The organism is Serpentinimonas maccroryi (assembly GCF_000828915.1).
Lineage (GTDB): Bacteria > Pseudomonadota > Gammaproteobacteria > Burkholderiales > Burkholderiaceae_C > Serpentinimonas > Serpentinimonas maccroryi.
In genome coordinates, this window is sequence record NZ_AP014569.1 from 1,449,584 (window position 1) to 1,471,177 (window position 21,594).

Annotated in this window: 19 protein-coding genes; 7 read left to right on the top strand and 12 right to left on the bottom strand. The window is 67.0% G+C overall.

Annotated features, from left to right (window positions below):
* Positions 1 to 18: 18 nt before the first annotated feature.
* Positions 19 to 2,364, bottom strand: coding sequence for a YgiQ family radical SAM protein (locus tag SMCB_RS06680; protein WP_045535866.1), 2,346 nt, complete (start codon positions 2,362 to 2,364; stop codon positions 19 to 21).
* A gap of 63 nt (positions 2,365 to 2,427) precedes the next feature.
* Positions 2,428 to 3,561, bottom strand: coding sequence for a tRNA dihydrouridine(20/20a) synthase DusA (gene dusA / locus SMCB_RS06685; RefSeq protein WP_082027279.1), 1,134 nt, complete (start codon positions 3,559 to 3,561; stop codon positions 2,428 to 2,430).
* A gap of 153 nt (positions 3,562 to 3,714) precedes the next feature.
* Here dusA and SMCB_RS06690 point away from each other — a divergent pair, with 153 nt between their 5' ends.
* On the top strand, positions 3,715 to 3,975 hold the full coding sequence (locus tag SMCB_RS06690; RefSeq protein ID WP_045535867.1) for a ribbon-helix-helix domain-containing protein: 261 nt from the start codon (positions 3,715 to 3,717) through the stop codon (positions 3,973 to 3,975).
* Between the two features lie 3 nt (positions 3,976 to 3,978).
* On the top strand, positions 3,979 to 4,299 hold the full coding sequence (locus tag SMCB_RS06695) for a type II toxin-antitoxin system RelE/ParE family toxin (RefSeq protein WP_045535868.1): 321 nt from the start codon (positions 3,979 to 3,981) through the stop codon (positions 4,297 to 4,299).
* Positions 4,300 to 4,445: 146 nt separating this feature from the next.
* Here the strand turns inward: SMCB_RS06695 and SMCB_RS06700 are convergent, their stop codons facing one another.
* Positions 4,446 to 4,658 carry a TA system antitoxin ParD family protein gene (locus tag SMCB_RS06700; protein ID WP_045535869.1) on the bottom strand — a complete coding sequence of 71 codons (213 nt, stop codon included), beginning with the start codon at positions 4,656 to 4,658 and terminating at the stop codon, positions 4,446 to 4,448.
* A gap of 254 nt (positions 4,659 to 4,912) precedes the next feature.
* On the opposite strand from SMCB_RS06700, the gene SMCB_RS06705 reads away from it, so the two are divergent.
* The gene (locus SMCB_RS06705) at positions 4,913 to 6,397 is read left to right on the top strand and encodes a Ppx/GppA phosphatase family protein (RefSeq protein ID WP_045535870.1); all 1,485 of its coding nucleotides are present in this window, start codon (positions 4,913 to 4,915) and stop codon (positions 6,395 to 6,397) included.
* Between the two features lie 9 nt (positions 6,398 to 6,406).
* On the opposite strand, the gene SMCB_RS06710 is transcribed toward SMCB_RS06705, so the two are convergent.
* The 6 genes from SMCB_RS06710 to SMCB_RS06735 form a co-directional block, all read right to left on the bottom strand.
* Entirely contained in the window at positions 6,407 to 6,880 is a 474-nt protein-coding gene (locus SMCB_RS06710; RefSeq protein WP_045535871.1) for a SixA phosphatase family protein, read from the bottom strand.
* Between the two features lie 2 nt (positions 6,881 to 6,882).
* On the bottom strand, positions 6,883 to 8,955 hold the full coding sequence (gene ppk1 / locus SMCB_RS06715; RefSeq protein WP_045535872.1) for a polyphosphate kinase 1: 2,073 nt from the start codon (positions 8,953 to 8,955) through the stop codon (positions 6,883 to 6,885).
* Positions 8,956 to 9,105: 150 nt separating this feature from the next.
* Positions 9,106 to 10,446 (bottom strand): phosphoglucosamine mutase, encoded by a 1,341-nt coding sequence (gene glmM / locus SMCB_RS06720; protein WP_045535873.1) that lies wholly within the window; start codon positions 10,444 to 10,446, stop codon positions 9,106 to 9,108.
* A 31-nt stretch (positions 10,447 to 10,477) separates the two neighbouring features.
* Positions 10,478 to 11,308 carry a dihydropteroate synthase gene (gene folP, locus SMCB_RS06725; RefSeq protein WP_045537775.1) on the bottom strand — a complete coding sequence of 277 codons (831 nt, stop codon included), beginning with the start codon at positions 11,306 to 11,308 and terminating at the stop codon, positions 10,478 to 10,480.
* Positions 11,309 to 11,427: 119 nt separating this feature from the next.
* Positions 11,428 to 13,344: an ATP-dependent zinc metalloprotease FtsH gene (ftsH, locus tag SMCB_RS06730; protein WP_045535874.1), complete on the bottom strand. Its 1,917-nt coding sequence runs from the start codon at positions 13,342 to 13,344 to the stop codon at positions 11,428 to 11,430.
* Between the two features lie 122 nt (positions 13,345 to 13,466).
* The gene (locus SMCB_RS06735; RefSeq protein WP_045535875.1) at positions 13,467 to 14,165 is read right to left on the bottom strand and encodes an RlmE family RNA methyltransferase; all 699 of its coding nucleotides are present in this window, start codon (positions 14,163 to 14,165) and stop codon (positions 13,467 to 13,469) included.
* A gap of 17 nt (positions 14,166 to 14,182) precedes the next feature.
* Between SMCB_RS06735 and SMCB_RS06740 the strand changes: the two genes are divergently transcribed.
* Positions 14,183 to 14,671, top strand: coding sequence for a YhbY family RNA-binding protein (locus SMCB_RS06740; RefSeq protein ID WP_045535876.1), 489 nt, complete (start codon positions 14,183 to 14,185; stop codon positions 14,669 to 14,671).
* A gap of 9 nt (positions 14,672 to 14,680) precedes the next feature.
* Entirely contained in the window at positions 14,681 to 16,849 is a 2,169-nt protein-coding gene (locus tag SMCB_RS06745) for a M3 family metallopeptidase (protein WP_045535877.1), read from the top strand.
* Positions 16,850 to 16,853: 4 nt separating this feature from the next.
* On the opposite strand, the gene rpiA is transcribed toward SMCB_RS06745, so the two are convergent.
* A complete protein-coding gene (gene rpiA / locus SMCB_RS06750) occupies positions 16,854 to 17,528 on the bottom strand; it encodes a ribose-5-phosphate isomerase RpiA (RefSeq protein ID WP_045535878.1) in 675 nt (224 codons plus the stop codon).
* A gap of 189 nt (positions 17,529 to 17,717) precedes the next feature.
* Between rpiA and pyrD the strand changes: the two genes are divergently transcribed.
* Positions 17,718 to 18,902, top strand: a complete 1,185-nt coding sequence (gene pyrD / locus SMCB_RS06755) for a dihydroorotate dehydrogenase (quinone) (RefSeq protein ID WP_045535879.1) — start codon at positions 17,718 to 17,720, stop codon at positions 18,900 to 18,902.
* 106 nt (positions 18,903 to 19,008) lie between these two features.
* Here pyrD and rlmB read toward each other — a convergent pair whose 3' ends face one another.
* Entirely contained in the window at positions 19,009 to 19,926 is a 918-nt protein-coding gene (rlmB, locus tag SMCB_RS13090) for a 23S rRNA (guanosine(2251)-2'-O)-methyltransferase RlmB (protein WP_045535880.1), read from the bottom strand.
* Positions 19,927 to 20,030: 104 nt separating this feature from the next.
* Positions 20,031 to 20,720: an ABC transporter ATP-binding protein gene (locus tag SMCB_RS06765; RefSeq protein ID WP_045537777.1), complete on the bottom strand. Its 690-nt coding sequence runs from the start codon at positions 20,718 to 20,720 to the stop codon at positions 20,031 to 20,033.
* On the opposite strand from SMCB_RS06765, the gene SMCB_RS06770 reads away from it, so the two are divergent.
* On the top strand, positions 20,719 to 21,528 hold the full coding sequence (locus SMCB_RS06770; RefSeq protein ID WP_231851172.1) for an arylesterase: 810 nt from the start codon (positions 20,719 to 20,721) through the stop codon (positions 21,526 to 21,528). The two genes, SMCB_RS06765 and SMCB_RS06770, sit on opposite strands and share 2 nt — an antisense overlap.
* Positions 21,529 to 21,594: the final 66 nt, after the last annotated feature.

Genomic DNA, 21,594 nt, shown 5'->3' on the forward strand with positions numbered 1-21,594 from the left:
CCCTGCCCTCCCAGCCGCTCAGGGCCTTTTCTTACCCGCCGTGCCAGCGCGCGGTGGCAACCCGGTGTGCTGCGTCAGCAGGGTGCCGGGGCGCACGGGGGTGGAGTTGCTGCGCCGTGGGCTCTGATACGTGCTGGTGCCGGCGGGCTGAAAGCTGGGGATCAGGTGCTGGCGGCCGTTGCCGATCAGGTCGGCGCGGCCTAGGGCTTTGAGCGCCTCGCGCAGCAGCGGCCAGTTGGCCGGGTCGTGGTAGCGCAAAAAGGCTTTGTGCAGGCGCCGCCGTCTGTCGCCCTTGACCACATCGACGCGTTCGGCGCGCGCGTCGCGGTGGATGCCCTTGAGCGGGTTGAGGCCGCTGTGGTACATGGCGGTGGCGGTGGCCATGGGGCTGGGGTAGAAGGTCTGCACCTGGTCGGCACGAAAGCCGTTGCGCTTGAGCCATAGGGCGAGCTGCATCATGTCGGCGTCGCTGGTGCCGGGGTGGGCTGCGATGAAGTACGGAATCAGGTACTGCTTTTTGCCCGCCTCGGCGCTGTAGTGCTCGAACATCTTTCTGAAGCGCTCGTAGCTGCCGATGCCGGGCTTCATCATCTTCGACAGCGGCCCGCCTTCGGTGTGCTCGGGCGCGATTTTCAGGTAGCCGCCCACGTGGTGCTGCACCAGTTCCTGCACGTATTCGGGGCTGAGCACGGCCAGGTCGTAGCGCAGACCCGAGCCGATCAGCACTTTTTTGATGCCCGGCAGCGCGCGCGTGCGGCGGTAGATCGAGATCAGCGGCCGGTGGTCGGTGTGCAGGTTGGGGCAGATGCCGGGATAGACGCAGCTGGGTTTGCGGCAGGCGGCCTCGATGGCGGGGCTTTTGCAGCCGAGCCGGTACATGTTGGCGGTGGGGCCGCCGAGGTCGGAAATGACGCCGGTGAAGCCGGCCACTTGGTCGCGGATCTGCTCGACTTCGCGCACGATCGAGTCTTCGGAGCGGCTCTGGATGATGCGGCCCTCGTGCTCGGTGATGGAGCAAAAGCTGCAACCGCCAAAGCAGCCGCGCATGATGTTGACGCTGAAGCGGATCATCTCCCAAGCCGGGATTTTGGTCGGCCCGTCGTGGCGGCCCTGCGCATCGGCATAACTCGGGTGCGGGCTGCGCGCATAGGGCAGGCCAAAGACCCAGTCCATTTCGGCGCTGCTCAAGGGAATGGGCGGCGGGTTGATCCAGACATCGCGCAGTCCCGGGCCGCTGCCGTGCGCCTGCACCAGCGCGCGCGCGTTGCCGGGGTTGGTCTCGAGGTGCAGCACGCGGCTGGCGTGGGCGTAGAGAACCGGGTCGGCGCGCACCTGCTCGTAGCTGGGCAGGCGGATCACGCTGCGCGCGCGCTCGGGGGCTGAGAGCTTGGCGCGCTGGGCCAACGGCGGATGAAAGGCGATCACGGCGCTGGTGGGGGCTTGGGCGGCAACGGGGTTTGCGGCTGATTCGGTGGCTGAGGCGGCTGCGGTGGCTGAGGCAGCATCAGTCTGCTCTGATCCGGCTTCGGCTTGGCTGCACGAGCCGCCGCGCGCCTGCGCCTGCTCGCTGGTGCTCAGGTAGGGGCTCAGGTGTGCCTCGACGCGGCCGGGCCGATCGACCTCGGTCGAATCGATCTCAACCCAGCCCGGCGCGCTGCTGCGGCGCACAAAGGCGGTGCCGCGCACATTGGTGATCTGTGCCACCGGCTCGCGCCGCGCCAGCCGGTGCGCGATCTCGACCAGCGCGCGCTCGGCGTTGCCGTAGAGCAGCACATCGCACTTGGCATCGACCACGATCGAGCGCCGCACCTGGTCGCTCCAGTAATCGTAATGGGCGATGCGGCGCAAGCTGGCCTCGATGCCGCCCAGCACGATGGGCACCTCTTTGTAGGCCTCGCGGCAGCGCTGGCTATAGACGATGGCGGCGCGGTCTGGGCGCTTGCCGCCCACGTTGCCGGGGGTGTAGGCGTCGTCGGAGCGGATTTTGCGATCGGCCGTGTAGCGGTTGATCATCGAATCCATGTTACCCGCCGTCACGCCCCAAAACAGATTGGGCTGCCCCAGCGCCTTGAAGGGCTCGGCGCTGTGCCAATCGGGCTGGGCGATGATGCCCACCCGAAAGCCTTGGGCCTCGAGCACGCGCCCGATCACGGCCATGCCAAAGCTGGGGTGATCGACATAGGCGTCGCCCGTGACCAACACCACGTCGCAGCTGTCCCAGCCCAAGCGCTCCATCTCGGCGCGGCTGGTGGGCAAAAAAGGTGCAACGCCAAAGCGCTTGGCCCAATAGGGCTTGTAGCTGCTCAGGGGCTTGGGCGCTTGGGCTGGGGCCTGGGCTGGGGCGTAGGGGCTTGATATGCTCATGATTGAAGTGAGCGATCATAGGCGCTGGCGCGCCGGCGTGCACGCCGCGGCGGCGATGCCCTGCTAGGTGGCAGTGCTGTAGGCGGGAGCGGGGGTGAGAGCGGGATCGGGGGCAGAGGTCGGCGCGCACCCAGACAAGGCCGGCTCGGGGCCCGCGCCCTGCTCACCCACACCCGCGTGCAAAGCCTGCTGCGCCAGTTGCCACACGTGGCGCGCGGGCTGGTGTTTGAGCCGGTGGTCGCTCCAGACTTGGCGCCAGCGCCGCGCCCCCGGCTGGCCGTGGCGCAGGCCCAGCAGGTGGCGCGCCACCGCGTACCAAGGCGTGCCCTCGAGTGCGGCTTGGCGCTCCATGTAATCGAGCATGGCGGCCTCAACCGCGTCGCGGCTGGGCGCCGGGTGGCTGTGGCCAAAGAACTGCGCGTCCCAATCGTGCAGCAGCCACGGCTGGTGGTAGGCACTGCGCCCCACCATCACGCCGTCCACGTGTTGCAGCTGCTCGGCCATCTGCGCCGCGCTTTGCAAGCCGCCATTGAGCACCAGCGTGAGGGCCGGAAAATCGCGCTTGAGCTGGTGTACCCACTCGTAGCGCAGCGGCGGCACTTCGCGGTTTTCTTTGGGGCTCAGGCCCTGCAACCAGGCGTTGCGCGCATGTACGATGAACACCGTGCAGCCCGATTCGGACACCGTGCCCACGAAATCGCGCACAAAGCCATAGCTCTGCTCCTCGTCGATGCCGATGCGGTGCTTGACCGTCACCGGCACATCGACAGCCGCGCGCATGGCGCGCACACAGTCGGCCACGCGCTGCGGCTCGCTCATCAGGCAAGCGCCAAAGGCGCCGCGCTGCACCCGCGGGCTCGGGCAACCGCAGTTGAGGTTGATCTCGTCGTAGCCCCACTCCTGCCCCAAACGCGCACACCGGGCCAGCTCGTCGGGCTCGCTGCCCCCGAGCTGCAAGGCCAGCGGGTGCTCGGCGGCATCGAAGCGCAAGTGCCGCGCCACATCGCCGTGCAGCAAGGCGCCGGTGGTCACCATCTCGGTATAGAGCCGGGTGTGGCGCGTGAGCAGGCGGTGCAGGTAGCGGCAGTGACGGTCGCTCCAGTCGAGCATCGGGGCCACGCACACCCGCCAAGGGCTGTAACCGCCAGAAGGACTGGGTTGGGCGGCTTGGCCTTGATCGGCTTGGGGTGCGGGCATGGGCGCGGTTGGTTTGGTGCTGGGTGCGCGGATACCGAGGTGTGGAACCGAGGTCATCGCGAGATTTTAGGCAAAGCGGCAGCGGCAGTCTTGTCTATCAATGTCTTCAATAATGATTAGAATGAAGACAGCCTAGCATGCCCGCTGATCACCATGTCACAAACCACCACCATGACCGTGCGCCTGAACCCCGCGCTCAGCGCGTTTGTAGCCACCAACGTGCAGCAAGACGGCGCCTACGAGAACGTGAGCGAGTACGTGCGCGATCTGATCCGGCGCGACATGGAGCGCAAGGAACAACAGGCCTTTGACCGGCTGAAGGCGGAGTTGGCGCAGGCCTTTGCTGCACCCGAGTCGGCCTACCGCCCTTTGACGGCAGCGGATGTGATCACGCGCAATGCTGCAGGTGCCTGAACGATGCCCACCGTGCGCGTTCAAGAGGCTGCGTCTTGGCGGCTGGACGAGATCTACCGTTACACGCGTGAGCGCTGGGGCCAAGCGCAAGCCGACCGCTACATCTGCGGGCTGTTCGAGGCGTTTGAACGCATCGAGACGCACGGGGTGGCCTCTAGACCAGTGCCGGCTGCATTCGGGGTTGAAGGTTTCTTCTTCCGCCACGAACGGCACTTCGTGTATTGGCGGCGCTTATCCAACGGTGACATCGGCATCGTAACCATCCTGCACGAGCGCATGCATCAAATCGGCCGCTTCAAGGAAGACTTTTACGGCCAATTTTGAGCCCCGCCCATGACCGAACCATTGGCCTTGACGCCCGCCACGCGCTGAGCGCTGAGCAAACATGGCGGCGTGGACGGCATCGCGTTGGTTGGGGTGCAGCTTTTTGTAGGCCCGCTTGAAGGCGGGGCGTTGCTGCAGCACGAGGCTCATGCTTCAGGCAAGACGAAGGGCTCTGATTCCTCTTCGAGCGCCTGCAGGGTGTCGCGCACAAACTCAATGGGCAAGTATGGGTTGTCAAGCGCTGCCCGCCCCACCTTGGCCCAATAAGCCACTTGCTGCGGAACCGAGCGCATTTCGGCCTTGGCGCGCACCTTGGCGCTTTCGTACAAAGCAGGGTCGATTCGAATCGAAACACTCATGACAGCTTCTCCTGTGGCATGCCGCTGCAAATGTAGCAAAACGCGACCTTGGAATCAAGCGAAAGGCCGATCTGCACGCGCCAACCCTCTATAGTACGCACCAAGGCTGGGGCGCGGTGGGTGCTGCTATCAGCAGCACGGGATCGCTGTCGCTTGCGGCATGCCGCCGTTCAAGTGAGTCGGTGCAGTCGGTCCTGAGCGTCAGGAGCCCGCCCAGCCAGTGGTATGCTTGGCCGGAATAGGTACATACCATTATGGACAACGGAACCCTTTTAGCGGCAGTGGATTTGGGCTCGAACAGCTTCAGGCTCGAGGTCGGCCGCTACGACTCGGGGCATGTGGCCCGGGTCGATTACATCAAGGAACCGGTGCGCTTGGGGGCCGGGCTCGACGAGTACAAAAACCTGAGCTTGGCCGCCATGGAGCGCGGCTGGGAGTGCTTGGCGCGCTTTGGCGAGCGCCTGCAAGGCTTCAAGAAAACCCAAGTGCGCGCCGTGGCCACCCAAACCCTGCGCGAGGCCCGCAACCGCGACGACTTCATGCGCAAGGCGCAGGCGGTGCTGGGTTTTGCGATCGACGTGATTTCTGGCCACGAGGAGGCGCGGCTGATCTATCAGGGCGCCTCGCACCTGCTGCCGCAGTCGGACGAGCGGCGCTTGGTGATCGACATCGGTGGGCGCTCGACCGAAATCATCTTGGGCCTGGGCTACGAGCCGCTGCGACTGGAATCCTACCGTTTGGGTTCGGTGTCGTGGACGCAGCGCTATTTTGCCCGCGGCCAGTTCACCACGCCCATGCTGCGCACTGCCGTGATCGCGGCCAAGGCGGTGCTCGACGAGGCCCTAGACACCTTTCCCGCTGCCGAATGGAAGCTGGCTTATGGCTCATCGGGCAGCGCCGGCGCGGTGTGCGAAATACTGGCGCTCAACGGTTTTGAGCCCGATGTGATCACCCGCCCCGGCTTGGACTGGCTCACCGAGCGCCTGCTGCGCGCCGGCAACGTGAGCGATCTGCGCCTTGAGGGCCTGCGCGACGACCGGCGCCCGGTGCTGTGCGGCGGCTTGAGCGTGCTGCACACACTGTTTGAGCTCTTTGATCTGCAGGTGCTGCACCGCTCCTACGGGGCATTGCGCCAAGGCGCGCTGTTTGACCTAATCGACCGCGAGAGCGACCAGACCGACATCCGCGAGCGCACGGTGCGCTGGCTGGGGGCGCGCTACGCGGTGGATCAGGCCCAGGCCGAGCGCGTGGCCGCTTTGGCGGTGCGGCTGTTTGCGCAAGTGGCCGACGAAGACCCGCTCAACGGCCGCTACTCGCGCAAGCTCGACTGGGCGGCGCGCCTGCACGAGATCGGCACCCACATCTCGCACGAACAATCCTACCGCCACGGGGCCTACATCCTCGACCACGTGGACGCGCCGGGCTTTTCGCTGCCCGAGCTGCACCGCATGAGCCGCTTGGTGCTGGGCCAGCGCGGCAAGCTGCGCAAGATCGAACCCGAGCTGCAAGAAGAGCTGTTTGCCAAGCAGCTGTTGTGTCTGCGGCTGGCGGTGCTGCTGTGCCACGCCCGCAAAGACCCCGATACCGCCGCCCTGCGGCTGGGCTACAAAGCCAACCGCTTTAAGTTCAGCTCGGTGCCGGGTTGGTCCAAGCGCTATCCGCAATCGGCTTGGCTGCTGGAGGAAGAAGCGCTGGCCTGGCAAAAAACGCACTGGGCGCTGGACTTGGATTTGCGCTAACTAGGCTAATCAAAGCAGTTCGGGCGTTTGCACGGTCACGATCACGGTTTGTGGGCGGCCGTCGCGCTCGCGCTGGCGCAGCCACCAGACCGAGCCCTTGCGGATCGAGCAGTCTTCCTCGCGCCAATCGAGCAGCCGGGCCACGGTGCGGCCCAAGGTGGGCTGGTGGCCAACGACCAAGGCAGGCTGACGCGCGTCAGGCCACTGCACCAGTTGCAGCAGCTCGTCGACCGAGCCATCGGGGCGCAGTTCGTCGCGGGCCTTGTATTTGCGCCCGAGCGCGATCACGGTCTGTTCGGTGCGCACGGCGGGGCTGCAATACACGCGCACCCCTTCGGGCAGCTGGCGGTCGAGCCAAGCCGCCATGCGCAGCGCCTGGCGCTCGCCCTTGGGCGTGAGGCGCCGCGAGAGGTCGGCGCCGCAACCCTCTTCGGTCTCTTCCAAATCTTCGGCTTCGGCGTGGCGCCAGAGGATCAAGTCCATGTTCATCCTTTGCTCCCGTGGCGGGTCATGAGGTTGGTCTGGGCCGAGTGCAGCGGGTTGCGGCCGCGCCCTTGGTGCATCCCGGCGCGCGCGTAGCTGCCGTCGGGTTGCAGCAGCCAGGCGTCGCGGCTGTCGTGCAGGTACTGGTGGATGCCCTCTTCCATCACGCGCTGGCGCAGCGCCGGGTCGGTCACCGGCCACGCCAGCTCAACGCGGCGCAGCATGTTGCGGTTCATCCAGTCGGCGCTCGAGAGCCACAGCTCCTCGTGCTCGCCGTAGCGGAAATAAAACACGCGCGAGTGCTCGAGCAGGCGGCCGATGACGGAGCGGATGCGCACGTTGTCGGTGTAGCCCGGCACCCCAGCCGGCAAAATGCAGGCCCCACGCACGATGGCGTCGATCTGCACCCCGGCCTGCGAAGCGTGCGCCAGCGCGCGCGCCAGCGGCTCGTCGGTGAGGGCGTTGGTTTTGAGAATGATGCGCGCCTCTAACCCTTGTTTGGCGGCCGCCACACAGGCCTCGATGCGCTCGAGCATGCCTTTGTGCAGGTAAAACGGCGCCGCCAGCACCTTGTGCAGCTTGGGCAGACGGCTCTGGCTGGCCAGATGCAAAAACACGTGGTCGAGGTCGCTGGTCAGGGCCTCGTCGGCCGTGAGGTAGCTGAAATCGGTGTACAGCCGCGCCGTGCCGGGGTTGTAATTGCCGGTGGACAGATGGGCGTAGCGCACCAGCCGCCCCTCTTCGCGCCGCGTGATGAGCAGCATCTTGGCGTGCGTTTTGAGCCCGACGATGCCATACACCACCTGCGCCCCGACCGACTCGAGCCGCTCGGCCTGGTTGATGTTGGCCTCTTCGTCGAAGCGCGCCTTGAGTTCGACCACCGCCGTGACCTCTTTGCCGCGGCGCACCGCTTCGCGCAGCAGCTCGGCCATCTCGCCCTTGCTGCCGGTGCGGTAGATGGTCTGTTTGATCGCCAGCACCTGCGGGTCTTCGACCGCCTCGCGCAAAAACGCCAGCACGGCGTCGAAGCTCTCGTAGGGCTGGTGGATGAGCACGTCGCCCTTTTTCAGGCGCTCAAAAAACGACTGCCCTGGCACCAGTTGCGAGGGCCAGCCGGGCAAGTAGGGCTCGAAGCGCAGCGCGGGCAACTCGAGCAGGTCGATCAGCTGCGTCATGCGCACCAGATTCACCGGCCCGCTGACGCGAAACAGGCACTCGGGTGGCAAGTTGAACTGCTGCAGCAGAAAATCAGACAAAAATTCGGAGCAGCCGGCCGAGACTTCGAGCCGCAGCGCCTGGCCGTAGTGGCGGTGCTGCAGCCCAAGGCGCATGGCCGTGCGCAGGTTTTTGACCTCTTCTTCATCGACCGCCAGATCGGAGTGGCGCGTGACGCGAAACTGCGAGAACTCGGTCACCGTGCGGCCCGGGAACAGGTCGCCCAGATGCGAGCGGATCAGGCTCGAAATCGAGATGAAGCAAGCGGTTTTGCTCATGCGCATGCCGGGGATGCGCAGATAGCGCGGCAGCGAACGCGGCACCTTGACGATGGCCACTTCGTTTTCGCGCCCGAAGGCGTCGCGCCCAGCCAGCCGCACGATGAAATTGAGCGACTTGTTGGCCACCTGCGGGAAAGGGTGCGAGGGGTCGAGCCCCACCGGCAGCAGCAGTGGCTGCACCTCGGTGGCGAAGTATTCCCTCACCCAGCGCCGCTGCACCGGCGTGCGCTCGCTGTGCGCCACGATTTTGACGCCGCGTTTTTCCAAGATCGGCAACAGCTCCTCGTTGAGGATCAGGTATTGCAAATCCACCAAGGCATGAACCTTTGCCGCCACTTCGCGAAAGCTCTGGGCCGTGATGACGCCGCGCTGCTCGTTGGCCATGAAAGCCGCCAGCTGCGGCGCAAAACGCACCTCAAAAAACTCATCGAGGTTGGACGAAACGATGGTCAGGTAGCGCAGCCGCTCCAACATGGGCACGGCCGGCCGGCGGGCCAAGTCGAGCACGCGTTCGTTGAAGGCAAGTATGCTTTGGTCGCGGTCTAAAAAACCGTGCTTAGGGGGCGGTGTGGTGCTCATGCGTCTGGTTTACGATTCCCTGAAAGGCCATAACGTTCAATTATGGAACGGCCCGCACCCCGAAATGTGACAACTCCGCGTAAACCCGCATACCCAAACTCCGTCTGAGCAGCCTTCGCTTGCCGTCAGCGTGTAGGCTGCAGCCGCACGCTAGGCGCTCTCGGCCAAGCTGGCCACCAAGCGCTCGGCCCAGCCTTGCGCCAGCGCGGCTTCGCGCGCCTCGACCATCACGCGCAGCAGCGGCTCGGTGCCGCTGGCGCGTATCAACACCCGCCCCCGCCCCTGCAGCGCGGCTTCGGCCTGCGCCAGCGTGCGCGCTAGGGCGGCATGGGTTTGCCAGTCTTGCCCGGGCTGCAGGCGCACGTTGAGCAGGGTTTGCGGAAACAGCGTCAGGCCCTGCAGCAGCTGCGCCAGCGACTGGCCGCTGCGCACGCACACCTGCAACACCTGCAAAGCGGCCACGATGCCATCGCCCGTGGTCTGCTTGTCCAGAATCAGCAGGTGCCCCGAGCCTTCGCCGCCGAGCTGCCAGCGCTGGCGTTGCAGCTCTTCGAGCACGTAGCGGTCGCCCACCGCGGCGCGGCGCAGCGGCACGCCCTTGGCTTGCAGGGCGAGCTCCACCGCCATGTTGGTCATCAGCGTGCCCACCACACCCGGCACCACCTCATCGCGCCCAAGGCGGTCGTCGGCCAGCAGATACAGCAGCTCGTCGCCGTTGTAGAGCCGGCCTTGGGCATCGACCAGCAGCAGGCGATCGGCGTCGCCATCGAGGGCGATGCCGAGGTCGGCGCGGTGCTGCGCCACCGCCGCCACCAGCGCCTGCGGGTGCGTGGCCCCGACCTCGTGGTTGATGTTGAAGCCGTCGGGCTGGCAGCCGATCTCGATCACCTCGGCCCCGAGCTCGTGAAAGACCTTGGGCGCGATGTGGTAGGCGGCGCCGTGCGCGGCATCGACGACGATTTTGAGCCCGCGCAGCGTCAGATCGGTGCCAAAGGTGCTCTTGCAAAACTCGATGTAGCGCCCGGCGGCGTCGTTGAGGCGCTGCGTGCGGCCCAGTTGCGCCGAAGCGGCCCAGTGCGGCGGCTGGCTGAGCGCGGCCTCGACCTCGAGCTCCCACTCGTCGCTGAGCTTGCTGCCTTGGGCGCTAAAAAACTTGATGCCGTTGTCGGCAAAGGGGTTGTGGCTGGCCGAAATCACCACGCCGAGGCTGGCGCGCTGCGCCCGCGTGAGGTAGGCCACCGCCGGGGTAGGCAAGGGCCCGAGCAACACCACATCGACCCCGGCCGAGTTGAACCCCGACTCCAGCGCCGACTCGAGCATGTAGCCCGAGATGCGCGTGTCTTTGCCGATCAGCACCTTGGGGTGCGACTGGTTGCGCTTGAGCACGCGCCCCACGGCATGGGCCAGCCGCAACACAAAGTCGGGGGTGATGGGCGGCTGGCCGACCGTGCCGCGAATGCCGTCGGTGCCAAAGTACTGTCTGCTGCTCATGCCGGTGCTGTCCTGCCCTAAAAGATTTGAATTATCGCGCCTGCTCGCGCATGGCCTGCCAAACCTTGAGGGCCTGCACCGTGGGCGCCACATCGTGCACGCGCACGATGCGCGCCCCGCGCTCGAGCGCCAGCAGCGCCGCAGCCACGCTGGCGGGCACGCGCTCGGCCGCTTGCGCGCAGCCCGTGACGGCGCCCAGCGACGATTTGCGCGACCACCCCAGCAGCAGCGGGTAGCCCAGCGCCAGCAGCTCGCTCTGGCGCGCCAGCAGGGCAAAGTTTTGCGCCACCGTTTTGCCAAAGCCAATGCCGGGGTCGAGCACGATGCGCGCGCGCGCCACCCCGCGCGCCTGCAGATCGAGCGCGCGCTGTTGCAAAAAATCGGCCACTTGGGGCAGCACGTCGCCGCTCATGGGCGCGCTTTGCATGGTTTGCGGCTCGAGGTGCATGTGCATCAGGCAGACGCCGCAGGTGGGGTGCTGCGCCAGCACCTCCTCGGCGCTCGGGCCGCTCGGGCCGCTCGGCTGGCCAACTGGGCCGGAGCTGGCGGTGCGGCGCAGCGCCCAGACGTCGTTGATGATGTCGGCCCCCTCGTCGAGGCAGGCTTGCATGGCTTCGGGTTTGTAGGTGTCGATCGACAGCGGCACCTGCCAGCCGCGCAGCTCGCGCAGCAGCGGCAGCAGGCGCTGCAGCTCGGCCTCCAGCGGCAGCGGCGTGGCGCCGGGCCGGGTCGATTCGGCCCCGAGGTCGAGCACATCGGCCCCATCGGAGAGCAGGCGCTCGGCGTGGCGCAGGGCGGCGCTGGGGTTTAGGTACAGGCCGCCGTCGGAGAAGGAATCGGGCGTGAGGTTGAGGATGCCCATCACGCGCGGCTGCGCCAAGTCGAGCGCAAAGCGGCTGGTCTGCCAGACGCAGCGACCAGCCGCTGTGCCGGTAGCGCCGCTGCCAACGGCGCTTTCGGCTAAGCCCGGGCTGGGCGCGCTCACGCTGCGGTGGGTGCCGCCTCGGGTTTGACCGCAGTCGAGCCGCCGCCACCGCCACCGCCCACGCTGGGGTTGCGCGGCGTCCAGTCTTTGGGCGCGCGCGGCGGTTTGCCGGCCATGATGTCGTCGATCTGCTCGCTGTCGATGGTCTCCCACTCGAGCAGCGCCTTGGCCATGGCGTGCATTTTGTCGGCGTTTTCTTCAATCAGCTTGCGTGCCAGCGCGTACTGCTCGTCGATGATGCGGCGCACCTCGGCATCGACGCGGCGCATGGTCTCTTCACTGATGTGGGTGGTCTTGGTGATCGAGCGGCCCAAGAACACCTCGCCCTCGTTTTCGGCATAGACCATGGGCCCGAGCTCGTCGCTCATGCCGTAGCGCATCACCATGTCGCGCGCGATGTGGGTGGCGCGCTCGAAGTCGTTGCTGGCCCCGGTGGTCATCTGGTTCATGAACACCTCTTCGGCGATGCGGCCGCCAAACAGCATGCTGATCTGATTCAGCATGTAGTGCTTGTCGAAGCTGTAGCGGTCCTTTTCGGGCAGGCTCATGGTCACGCCCAAGGCGCGGCCGCGCGGGATGATGGTGACCTTGTGCACCGGGTCGCACTTGGGCAGCAGCTTGCCGATCAGGGCGTGGCCGGACTCGTGGTAGGCGGTGTTGCGCCGCTCTTCCTCGGGCATGACCATGCTCTTGCGCTCGGGGCCCATGAGGATTTTGTCCTTGGCCTTCTCGAAGTCCTGCATATCGACCATGCGCGCATTGCGCCGCGCCGCCATCAGCGCGGCCTCGTTGCACAGGTTGGCCAGATCGGCGCCGCTCATGCCGGGGGTGCCACGGGCGATGATGGCCGCGCTGACGTCGGTACCCAAAGGCACTTTGCGCATGTGCACGTTGAGGATCTGCTCGCGGCCGCGAATGTCGGGCAGCGTGACATAAACTTGGCGGTCAAAACGACCCGGGCGCAGCAGCGCGGCATCCAAAATGTCGGGCCGGTTGGTGGCGGCGATCACGATCACGCCCAAGTTGGTCTCGAAGCCGTCCATCTCGACCAGCATCTGGTTCAGGGTCTGCTCGCGCTCGTCGTTGCCGCCGCCCAAGCCGGCACCGCGCTGGCGCCCCACGGCGTCGATCTCGTCGATGAAGATGATACAAGGCGAGTTTTTCTTGGCCTGATCGAACATGTCGCGCACCCGGGCCGCGCCCACGCCGACGAACATCTCGACGAAGTCGGAACCCGAGATGCTGAAAAACGGCACCTTGGCCTCGCCGGCGATGGACTTGGCCAGCAGCGTCTTGCCGGTGCCCGGCGGCCCGACCAACAGCAACCCACGCGGAATGCGCCCGCCCAGTTTTTGGAAACGCGCCGGGTCTTTGAGGAAATCGACCACCTCTTTGACTTCCTCTTTGGCCTCGTCGCAGCCAGCCACGTCGGCAAAGGTGACGGTGTTGGCGCTGTCGTCGAGCATGCGCGCCTTGCTCTTGCCAAAGCTGAAGGCGCCGCCGCGGCCGCCGCCTTGCATCTGGCGCATGAAGTAGATCCAGACGCCGATGAGCAAGAGCATCGGGCCCCAGCTGACCAGAATGGTCATGAGCAGCGAGGCCTCTTGGCGCGGCTGCACGTCGAAGCGCACGTTGTGGGCGATCAGGTCACCGATCAGGCCGCGGTCGAGGAAGGTGGCTTGGGTGCGCACGCGCTGCCCGTCGGTGGTGACGGCGGTGATCTCGGTGCCGTTGGCGCCCTCTTGGATGGTGGCGCTCTGGATGCGGCTGGCGCGCACCTGATCCAGAAAGTCGGAGTAGGCGATGGGCGTAGCCCCGGCCGTGGGTGCCCCCTGGAATTGGTTGAAGACGGTGAACAGCACCATGGCCACCACCATCCACACCGCCACTTTGGCAAACCACTGGTTGTTCAAGGCAAACTCCTGCTTAATTCCGACTCTGACACTGCGCTGCACATGGGCACCATTTTAGGGCTTTCAAGTCCCCACGCACGGCGCTGCATGAAATCCATCTGCATGACGCGGATAGCACAACTTTATGCTGTGGTTTTAAGACCAATCCCGACCAAAAAGGTTTCAGAAGATTTGTCGCGCGAAGCCTTGGGCTTGAGCGCCTTGACCTGCCTGAACGCCGCCCTAAAGGCCTGCACCAGGCCTTCGTAGCCGCTGCCATGAAAGACCTTGGCCACCAGCGCGCCCTCGGGCTTGAGCTGGGCTTGGGCAAAATCCAGCGCCAGCTCGACCAGATACACGATGCGCGCGGCATCCACGCCCTCGATGCCCGACAGGTTGGGCGCCATATCCGACAGCACCAGATCGACCACCCGCGGCGCAGCGCTGCCCGCTGGCGCTGCCGCATCCGGCAAACCCAGCGCCTGGAGCAGCTGCGCCAGCAACGGCGCGTCACCAAAATCGCCTTGGATGAACTGCACGCCCTCGATCGGCTCGATGGGCAGCAGGTCGATGCCGATGATGCGGCCCTTGAGCGCGCCCGACGCAGCACCGCTAGGCGCCAAGCGGCGGCGCAGGTACTGGCACCAAGCCCCCGGCGCGCACCCCAGATCGACGATGCACTGGCCGGGGCGCACCAGCTGCAGGGTCTGATCGATCTCTTGCAGCTTGAAGGCGGCGCGCGCGCGGTAGCCCTCCTTCTGAGCCAGCTTGACCCATGGATCGTTGGCGTGTTGATTGAGCCAGGCCTTATTGACCTTCTTGCTTTGTGTTTTGACCTTCATGCGGGGATAATTGTCCCATGCCTCAAATCGAACTCACCCCCGCCGCCCGAAAAATCCATCGCGCCAACGCGCACCACCTCGAACCGGTGGTGCTGATCGGCCACGAGGGCCTGACCCCCGCCGTAACCCAAGCCGTCGAGGCCGCCCTGCAAGCCCACGGCCTGATCAAGGTGCGCGTGTTCAACGACGACCGCAACCAGCGCGACGCCTACCTGCACACGCTGGCGGCCGAGCTCAACGCCGCCCCGATCCAGCACATCGGCAAGCTGCTGGTGCTCTGGCGCCCACTGCCGCCCAAGGAAAAAGCCAGCGCCGCCCCCGACGAAGAGCGCAAACCCGGCCCGCGCGAATACAAGGTGCTCAAATACAGCAAAAAGGGCGGCCAGCGCCCGGAAGTGAAAACCGTGCGCGTGCTGGGCAACCAGCGCCTCACGCCCGGCGGCTTGGTCAAGCGCGCGCGCCCCACCGGGCCGGTGAGCGTGAAAAAAGCCAGCCAGTCGCGCTAAAGGGTGTTCATGTCCACCGGCTCGCCACCCAACCCGGCCACCCCGCCCACTGCCGCCACGGCCAGCGCCAACCCGCTGCTCGACGGCACCGGCCTGCCGCGCTTCGACGCCATCCGGCCCGAGCACGTGCAACCGGCCATCGAGCAGCTGCTGCAACAGGCCGAGGCCGCACTGGCACAGGTCACGGCCCCCGACTTCCCACCTGACTGGCAGCGCATGGCGGCGGTGCTCGACGTGGCCACCGAGCGCTTGGAGCGCGCTTGGAGCGCCGTGAGCCACCTCAACGCCGTGGCCGACACGCCCGAGTTGCGCGCCGCCTACAACGCCATGCTGGCCCCCGTGACCGCCTTTTGGACCGGCTTGGGCTGCGACGAGCGCTTGTACGCGCGCTACAAAGCCCTAGACCCGGCGCGCCTGACGCCCGAGCAGGCGCGGGCGCGCACGCTGGCGCTGCGCGGCTTCGTGCTCGGCGGCGCCGAGCTGCAGGGTGCGGCCAAAGAGCGCTTTGCCGCCATCCAAGAGCAACTGGCCGAGCTGCAGCAAAAGTTCAGCGAAAACCTGCTCGACGCCACCGACGCCTGGCAGTATGTGGCCCGCGCCGACGAGCTCGACGGCGTGCCGCCCGATGTGCTGGCCGCCACCCGCGCCGCGGCACAGGCCGCCGGCCACGCCGAGGGCCACCTGCTCACGCTCAAGCTGCCCTGCTACCTGCCCTTGATGCAGTTTGCCCGCCACCGCGAGCTGCGCCAGCGCCTCTACCGCGCCTACGCCACCCGCGCCAGCGAGCTCGGCAGCACGCCAGAGCACGACAACAGCGCCCTGATCAGCCAGATCCTGGCGCTGCGCCACGAAGAGGCGCAGCTGCTGGGCTACCCGCACTACGCGGCGGTGTCGCTGGCGCCCAAAATGGCCGACAGCGCCGAACAAGTGAGCGCCTTTTTGCGCCAACTGGCGGCGCGCGCACGCCCTTGGGCGCAACGCGACCTGGCCGACCTGCGCGCCTTTGCCGCCGAACAGCTCGACTTGCCCGACCCCCAAGCCTGGGACTGGACCTACATCGGCGAGCAACTGCGGCTGGCGCGCTACGCCTACAGCGAGCAGGAAGTGAAACCCTACTTCACCGCGCCCAAGGTGCTCGAAGGGCTGTTTGGCCTCATCGAAACCTTGTTTGAAGTCCGCATCCGGCCCGACCACGCCCCCAGCTGGCACCCCGGCGTGCAGTTTTTTTGCATCGAGCGCCCAGCACCAGCGGGCAGCGCCGCCGCGCCCACCCCGATCGCCCACTTTTACCTCGACCCCGGCGCGCGCAACGGCAAACGCGGCGGCGCGTGGATGGACGGCGCCCGCTGCCGCTGGCTGCGCCCCGACGGCGCCGGCCTGCAAACCCCGGTGGCCCACCTCGTGTGCAACTTTGCCGAGGGCCTAGATGGCCGCCCGGCCCTGCTCACGCACGACGACGTGATCACCCTGTTCCATGAGTTCGGCCACGGCCTGCACCACCTGCTGACGCAGGTGCAAGAGCGCGACGTCGCCGGCATCAGCGGCGTCGAGTGGGACGCGGTCGAGCTGCCGAGCCAGTTCATGGAAAACTTCTGCTGGGAGTGGGAGGTGCTGCGCCATTTGAGCGCGCACGTGGACAGCGGCGCCGCGCTGCCGCGCGCGCTCTACGACAAGATGCTGGCCGCGAAAAACTTTCAGAGCGGGCTGCAAACGCTGCGCCAGGTCGAGTTCGCCCTGTTCGACCTGCTGCTGCACAGCGGCGGCGCGCCGCTGGCCGCCGACGGCAGCGCCGACACCATGGCGCTGCTGGCGCAGGTGCGCGCCGAAGTGGCGGTGCTCGAGGCGCCGCCGTGGCAGCGCATGCCGCACAGCTTCAGCCATGTGTTTGCCGGTGGCTACGCGGCTGGTTATTACAGCTACAAATGGGCCGAGGTGCTGAGCGCCGACGCCTACGCCGCCTTCGAGGAAGCCGCCGCTCACAATGGCGGCAACGTGCTCGACCCAGCCACCGGCCGCCACCTGCGCCAGACCATCCTCGAAGTGGGTGGCAGCCGCCCGGCGCTGGAGTCGTTCCAAGCCTTCAGGGGCCGCGAGCCGCGCATCGACGCGCTGCTGCGCCATCAGGGCATGGCGGATGCGGACTTGGCTGCGGATGCCTTGGAACCGGCAACCGCTTAAGCGTTCAAAAGGTCAGCGTCTTCACGCCCTCGGGCGTGCCCAGCAGGCACACGCTGGCCTTCTGGTGCGCGAATACGCCCACGCAGACCACGCCCGGCCAGTTGTTCACTGCGCTCTCGAAGGCCAGCGGGTCTGGGATGCGCAGCCCGGTCACGTCGAGGATGTGCTGGCCGTTGTCGGTGCGCAGCGCGCTGCCGTCGGCTTGCAGGCGCAGCGTGGCCACACCGCCCAAGGCGGCAAAGCGGCGCACGATCTGCTGCGCCGCCATCGGGATCACCTCGACCGGCAGCGCAAAGCGCCCCAGCACCGGCACGTATTTGCTCTGGTCGGCGATGCAGACAAAACGCTGGGCCAGCGCGGCCACGATCTTCTCACGCGTCAGCGCCGCGCCGCCGCCCTTGATCATGCAGCCGCTGGGGTCGATCTCGTCGGCGCCATCGACGTACAGCGCCAGCGCATCCACCGCATTGGCGTCGATGACCTCGATGCCGTGGGCGCGCAAGCGCTCCGACGAGGCCTCGGAACTGGATACGGCACCGCGGATCTGGCCCTTGAGGCTGGCCAGCGCGTCGATAAACTTGTTCACGGTCGAGCCGGTGCCCACGCCCACGTATTCCCCCGGCAACACGTACTGCAAGGCGGCTTGGCCGACGAGGGTTTTGAGTTGGTCTTGGTTCATGGTGCTTGGGTTTGCTCGGTCGCGGGTTGAATGTGCTCGCTTGGAGGGGCGAGTGTGCAAAGGGCTGTCGGAGGGCAAAAAGGATTCGAGCTTGGAGCCTTCGGGGCCGGGCCCAAGCCTGACCGGCATTTGGGACAATAGCGCCGGCCCGACTGCCCCGCACACTTTTACAAAAACCGCATTATCCCCATGTCACTGCTGCCCTACCCGCTCCTGCGTCCCTTTTTGTTCTGCCTCGACGCCGAGAAAGCGCACGACCTCGCGCTGGCGCAGCTCGAGCGCCTGCAACACAGCCCGCTGCGCGCCTTGCTCCAGCAGCCGCGCGTGGCCGACCCGATCACGCTGGCCGGGCTGCGCTTTCCCAACCGCGTCGGCTTGGCCGCTGGGCTGGACAAAAACGCGCGCTGCATCGACGCTTGGGGGGCGCTGGGCTTTGGCTTGGTCGAAGTCGGCACCGTGACGCCGCTGGCGCAAGCCGGCAACCCCAAACCGCGCATCTTTCGCCTGCCCCAGAGCCAAGCATTGATCAACCGGCTCGGCTTCAACAACGACGGGCTGGCGGCCTTCGTGGCCAACGTGCGCCGCAGCCACCTGCGCGCCCAGCGCTCCAGCGGCGCCGCTGGCGCTTCTGGCGGCCCCGCCACTTCTGGCACATCCGCTACTTCTGCAATTTCTACTGCATCCGCCATATCCGGCTCACCAGACTCGCCGGGTATAAATGGCGCGAATGGCGCCGCGCCTGCCTTGGTGCTGGGGCTCAACATCGGCAAAAACGCCGCGACCCCGATCGAGCGCGCCAGCGACGACTACCTCACCGCGCTGGAGGCCGTTTACCCCCATGCCGACTACGTGGCGGTGAACATCTCCAGCCCCAACACGCAAAACCTGCGCGCCCTGCAAAGCGACGCCGCGCTGGAACAACTGCTGGCCGCCTTGGCCCAGCGCCGTGCCGAACTCAGCGCGGCCAGCGGCGTGCGCCGGCCGCTGTTCATCAAGATCGCGCCCGACCTAGAGGCCGAGCAGATCGAGGCCATCGCCGCCGCCCTGCTGCGCCACGGCATGGACGGCGTCATCGCCACCAACACCACCCTGAGCCGCAGCGCCGTGCAGGGCCAAGCGCACGCCGACGAGGCCGGCGGCCTCTCGGGTGCGCCGCTGCTGCACGCCAGCAACGCCGTCGTGCGCGCGCTGCGCCAGCGCTTGGGGCCGCACTTTCCGATCATCGGCGTCGGCGGCATTTTGAGCGGCGCCGACGCGATCAGCAAGATTGAAGCCGGCGCCGACTTGGTGCAGCTCTACAGCGGCCTGATCTACCGCGGGCCAGCGCTGGTGCTCGAGGTGGCGCAGGCGCTGCAGCGCAGCCGCCGGCCTTGAGCGCACTCACCCAGAGCGGCGCAGCGTTTGGGTCGTCGGCGCAAGGCCTAGCGCAGGCTGGGCTCGGCTAAGGCTGGCCCCAAAAGCTCGCCCCATTGAAAATAGCTTAACCGCGCTGGCGCAACGCCTCGTAGAGGCAGATCGCGCTGGCCACCGAGACGTTGAGGCTCTCGACCGCGCCGTGCATGGGGATGCGCACCAGCGCGTCGCAGCTCTTGCTCGTGAGCTGGCGCATGCCCTGCCCCTCGGCGCCCAGAACCAAGGCCAACGGGCCGCGCAGATCGGTCTGATAGAGCGTTTTGCTGGCCTGATCGCTGGCACCCACCACCCAGATGTTGCGCTCTTTGAGCTCGCCCAAGGTGCGGGCGAGGTTGGTGACCATGAAATAGGGCACGGTGTCGGCGGCGCCGCTGGCCACCTTGGCTACGGTGGCGTTGATGCCGGCGGCGTGGTCTTTGGGCGCGATCACGGCGTGCACCCCGGCCCCGTCGGCCACGCGCAGGCAGGCCCCGAGGTTGTGCGGGTCGGTCACGCCGTCGAGCACCAGCAGCAGCGGCTGTGTAGAGGCGCTGCGGCCTTCGGGGGCTGGGCTTGGGTGTGGCGGCGTAGTTGGGGCTGGATCGGCTAGGTCTGAACCGCCACCAGCAAGTGCGGCAGACAGACTGCTTGAGCTGCTTGAGATGCTTGGGTTGCTCAGGCTGCTTGGGTTGACCGCGCTTCCCGCGCTTCCCGCGCTACCCGCCGCCTCTAGGCGCTCGAGCAGCTCGTCGAGCGAGCGCGCGCTGGGCACCGCCAGCACCCGCGCCGCCACCCCTTGGTGGCCGTGGCTGCCCGCCAGTTTGGCGATGCGCAAAGAATCGGCCTCGATCAGGCGCACATGGGCCTCGCGCGCACGCTCCAAAAAGGCCTTCATGCGCGCATCGCGGCGCGTGGGGTCGTATAAAACCTCGATCACCGAGGCCGGAGCGATTTTCAGGCGCACCCCGACGGCATGGAAGCCGAACAGCACTTTGTTTGCAGACATAGGGGACTGATTATCCGCCAGCCCTGTAGCGCCAGATGGCGCACTGGCTGTCGCACTGACAAACCCAAACGAGGGGGCCAACCAAGCCAGCCCGAGCCAGCCGCTCAAGCCGGTGCGTCAGCGACCTCGAGCGCCCGCCCGGCCTCAACCGTGATCAGGCGCTGGCAGCGTTGCGCGATGGCGCGGTCGTGCGTCACCAGCACCAGCGTGGTGCCGTGCTCGCGGTTGAGCTCGAACATCAGCTCCATCACGCGCTCGCCGGTGGCAAAGTCGAGGCTGCCGGTGGGCTCGTCGGCCAACAGCACCGCCGGCCGCACCACGAAGGCGCGCGCCAGCGCCACGCGCTGCTGCTCGCCACCCGAGAGCAGCTTGGGGTAGTGACCCAAGCGCTGACCCAAGCCCACGCGCTGCATCATGTGCGTGGCCGCCGCGCGCGCGTCGCGGCGCCCGGCCAATTCGAGCGGCAGCATGACGTTTTCCAGCGCCGTGAGGTTGGCGAGCAACTGAAAGCTCTGGAACACAAACCCCACCTTGAGTGCGCGCAAGGCGGCACGCTGGTCTTCGTCGAGGGCAAACAGATCCTGCCCATCGAGCACCACCGTGCCGCTGCTGGGAGTATCCAAGCCAGCGATTAAAGCCAGCAAAGTGCTTTTGCCCGAACCCGATGCGCCCACAATGGCCACACTTTGCCCGCGCAACAGCTCGAACTCGATGTCGCGCAAAATCTCCAACTCGCCTGCGGCATCCGCCACCGACTTGCGCAGCTTGCGCACCGCTATCACCACCTCTGCCATGAAACCGCCTTTTGCTTTGGGAACCACACGCCGCCACTTTAACGCTTGTGCTGCCGCCACCGCGCTGCTGGGGCTTTGCGCGGCCACCGGCATGGCGCGCGCCAGCCCAGCAAACCCAGCCATCCCGGCCACGCCAGCCGCTCCAGCGACCCCGCCCAGCCCGGCAAGGCCTGCCACCCCTGCCACCCCTGCCACCCCTGCCACCCCAGCCGCCCCAGCAAGGCCCGCCAGCCCTAGCGGCAACCGGCGCGTGCTGATATTGGGCGACTCGCTCAGCGCCGAATACGGCCTGCGCCGGGGCACCGGCTGGGTGGCGCTGCTGCAACAGCGGCTCGAGCGCCAGGGGCCAGCCGGGGTGCAGGTGTTCAACGCCAGCATCAGCGGCGAGACCACCGCCGGGGGGCGTGCCCGCCTGCCGGCGCTGCTGCGAGCGCATCAGCCAGCCCTAGTTGTGATCGCCCTAGGCGCCAACGACGCCCTGCGCGGCCTGCCCATGGCGCAAACCCGCGCCAACCTGCGCGCCATGGCCAGCGCCAGCCGTGCGGTGCGGGCGCGCGTGCTGCTGCTGGGCATGGACATGCCGCCCAATTTTGGCGCCCGCTTCCGGCAGGAGTTTCGTCAGATCTATGCCGATGTGGCGCGGGCCGAGCAGGCGGCGCTCATGCCCTTCATGCTCGCCGGCGTGGCCGATGCCGCCGATCCGCTGGCGCTGTTCCAGAGCGACGGCATCCACCCCAACGAGGCCGCGCAGCCGATCATCCTCGAGCAGGTCTGGCCGCACTTGCGCCCGCTGCTGGCGCGGGGCTGAGCGGCGCGCGAGCAAAGGCTGGTGGGCTGCGCAAGGCTATTGCGGCCCTTGATGCCGCCAGCCCAA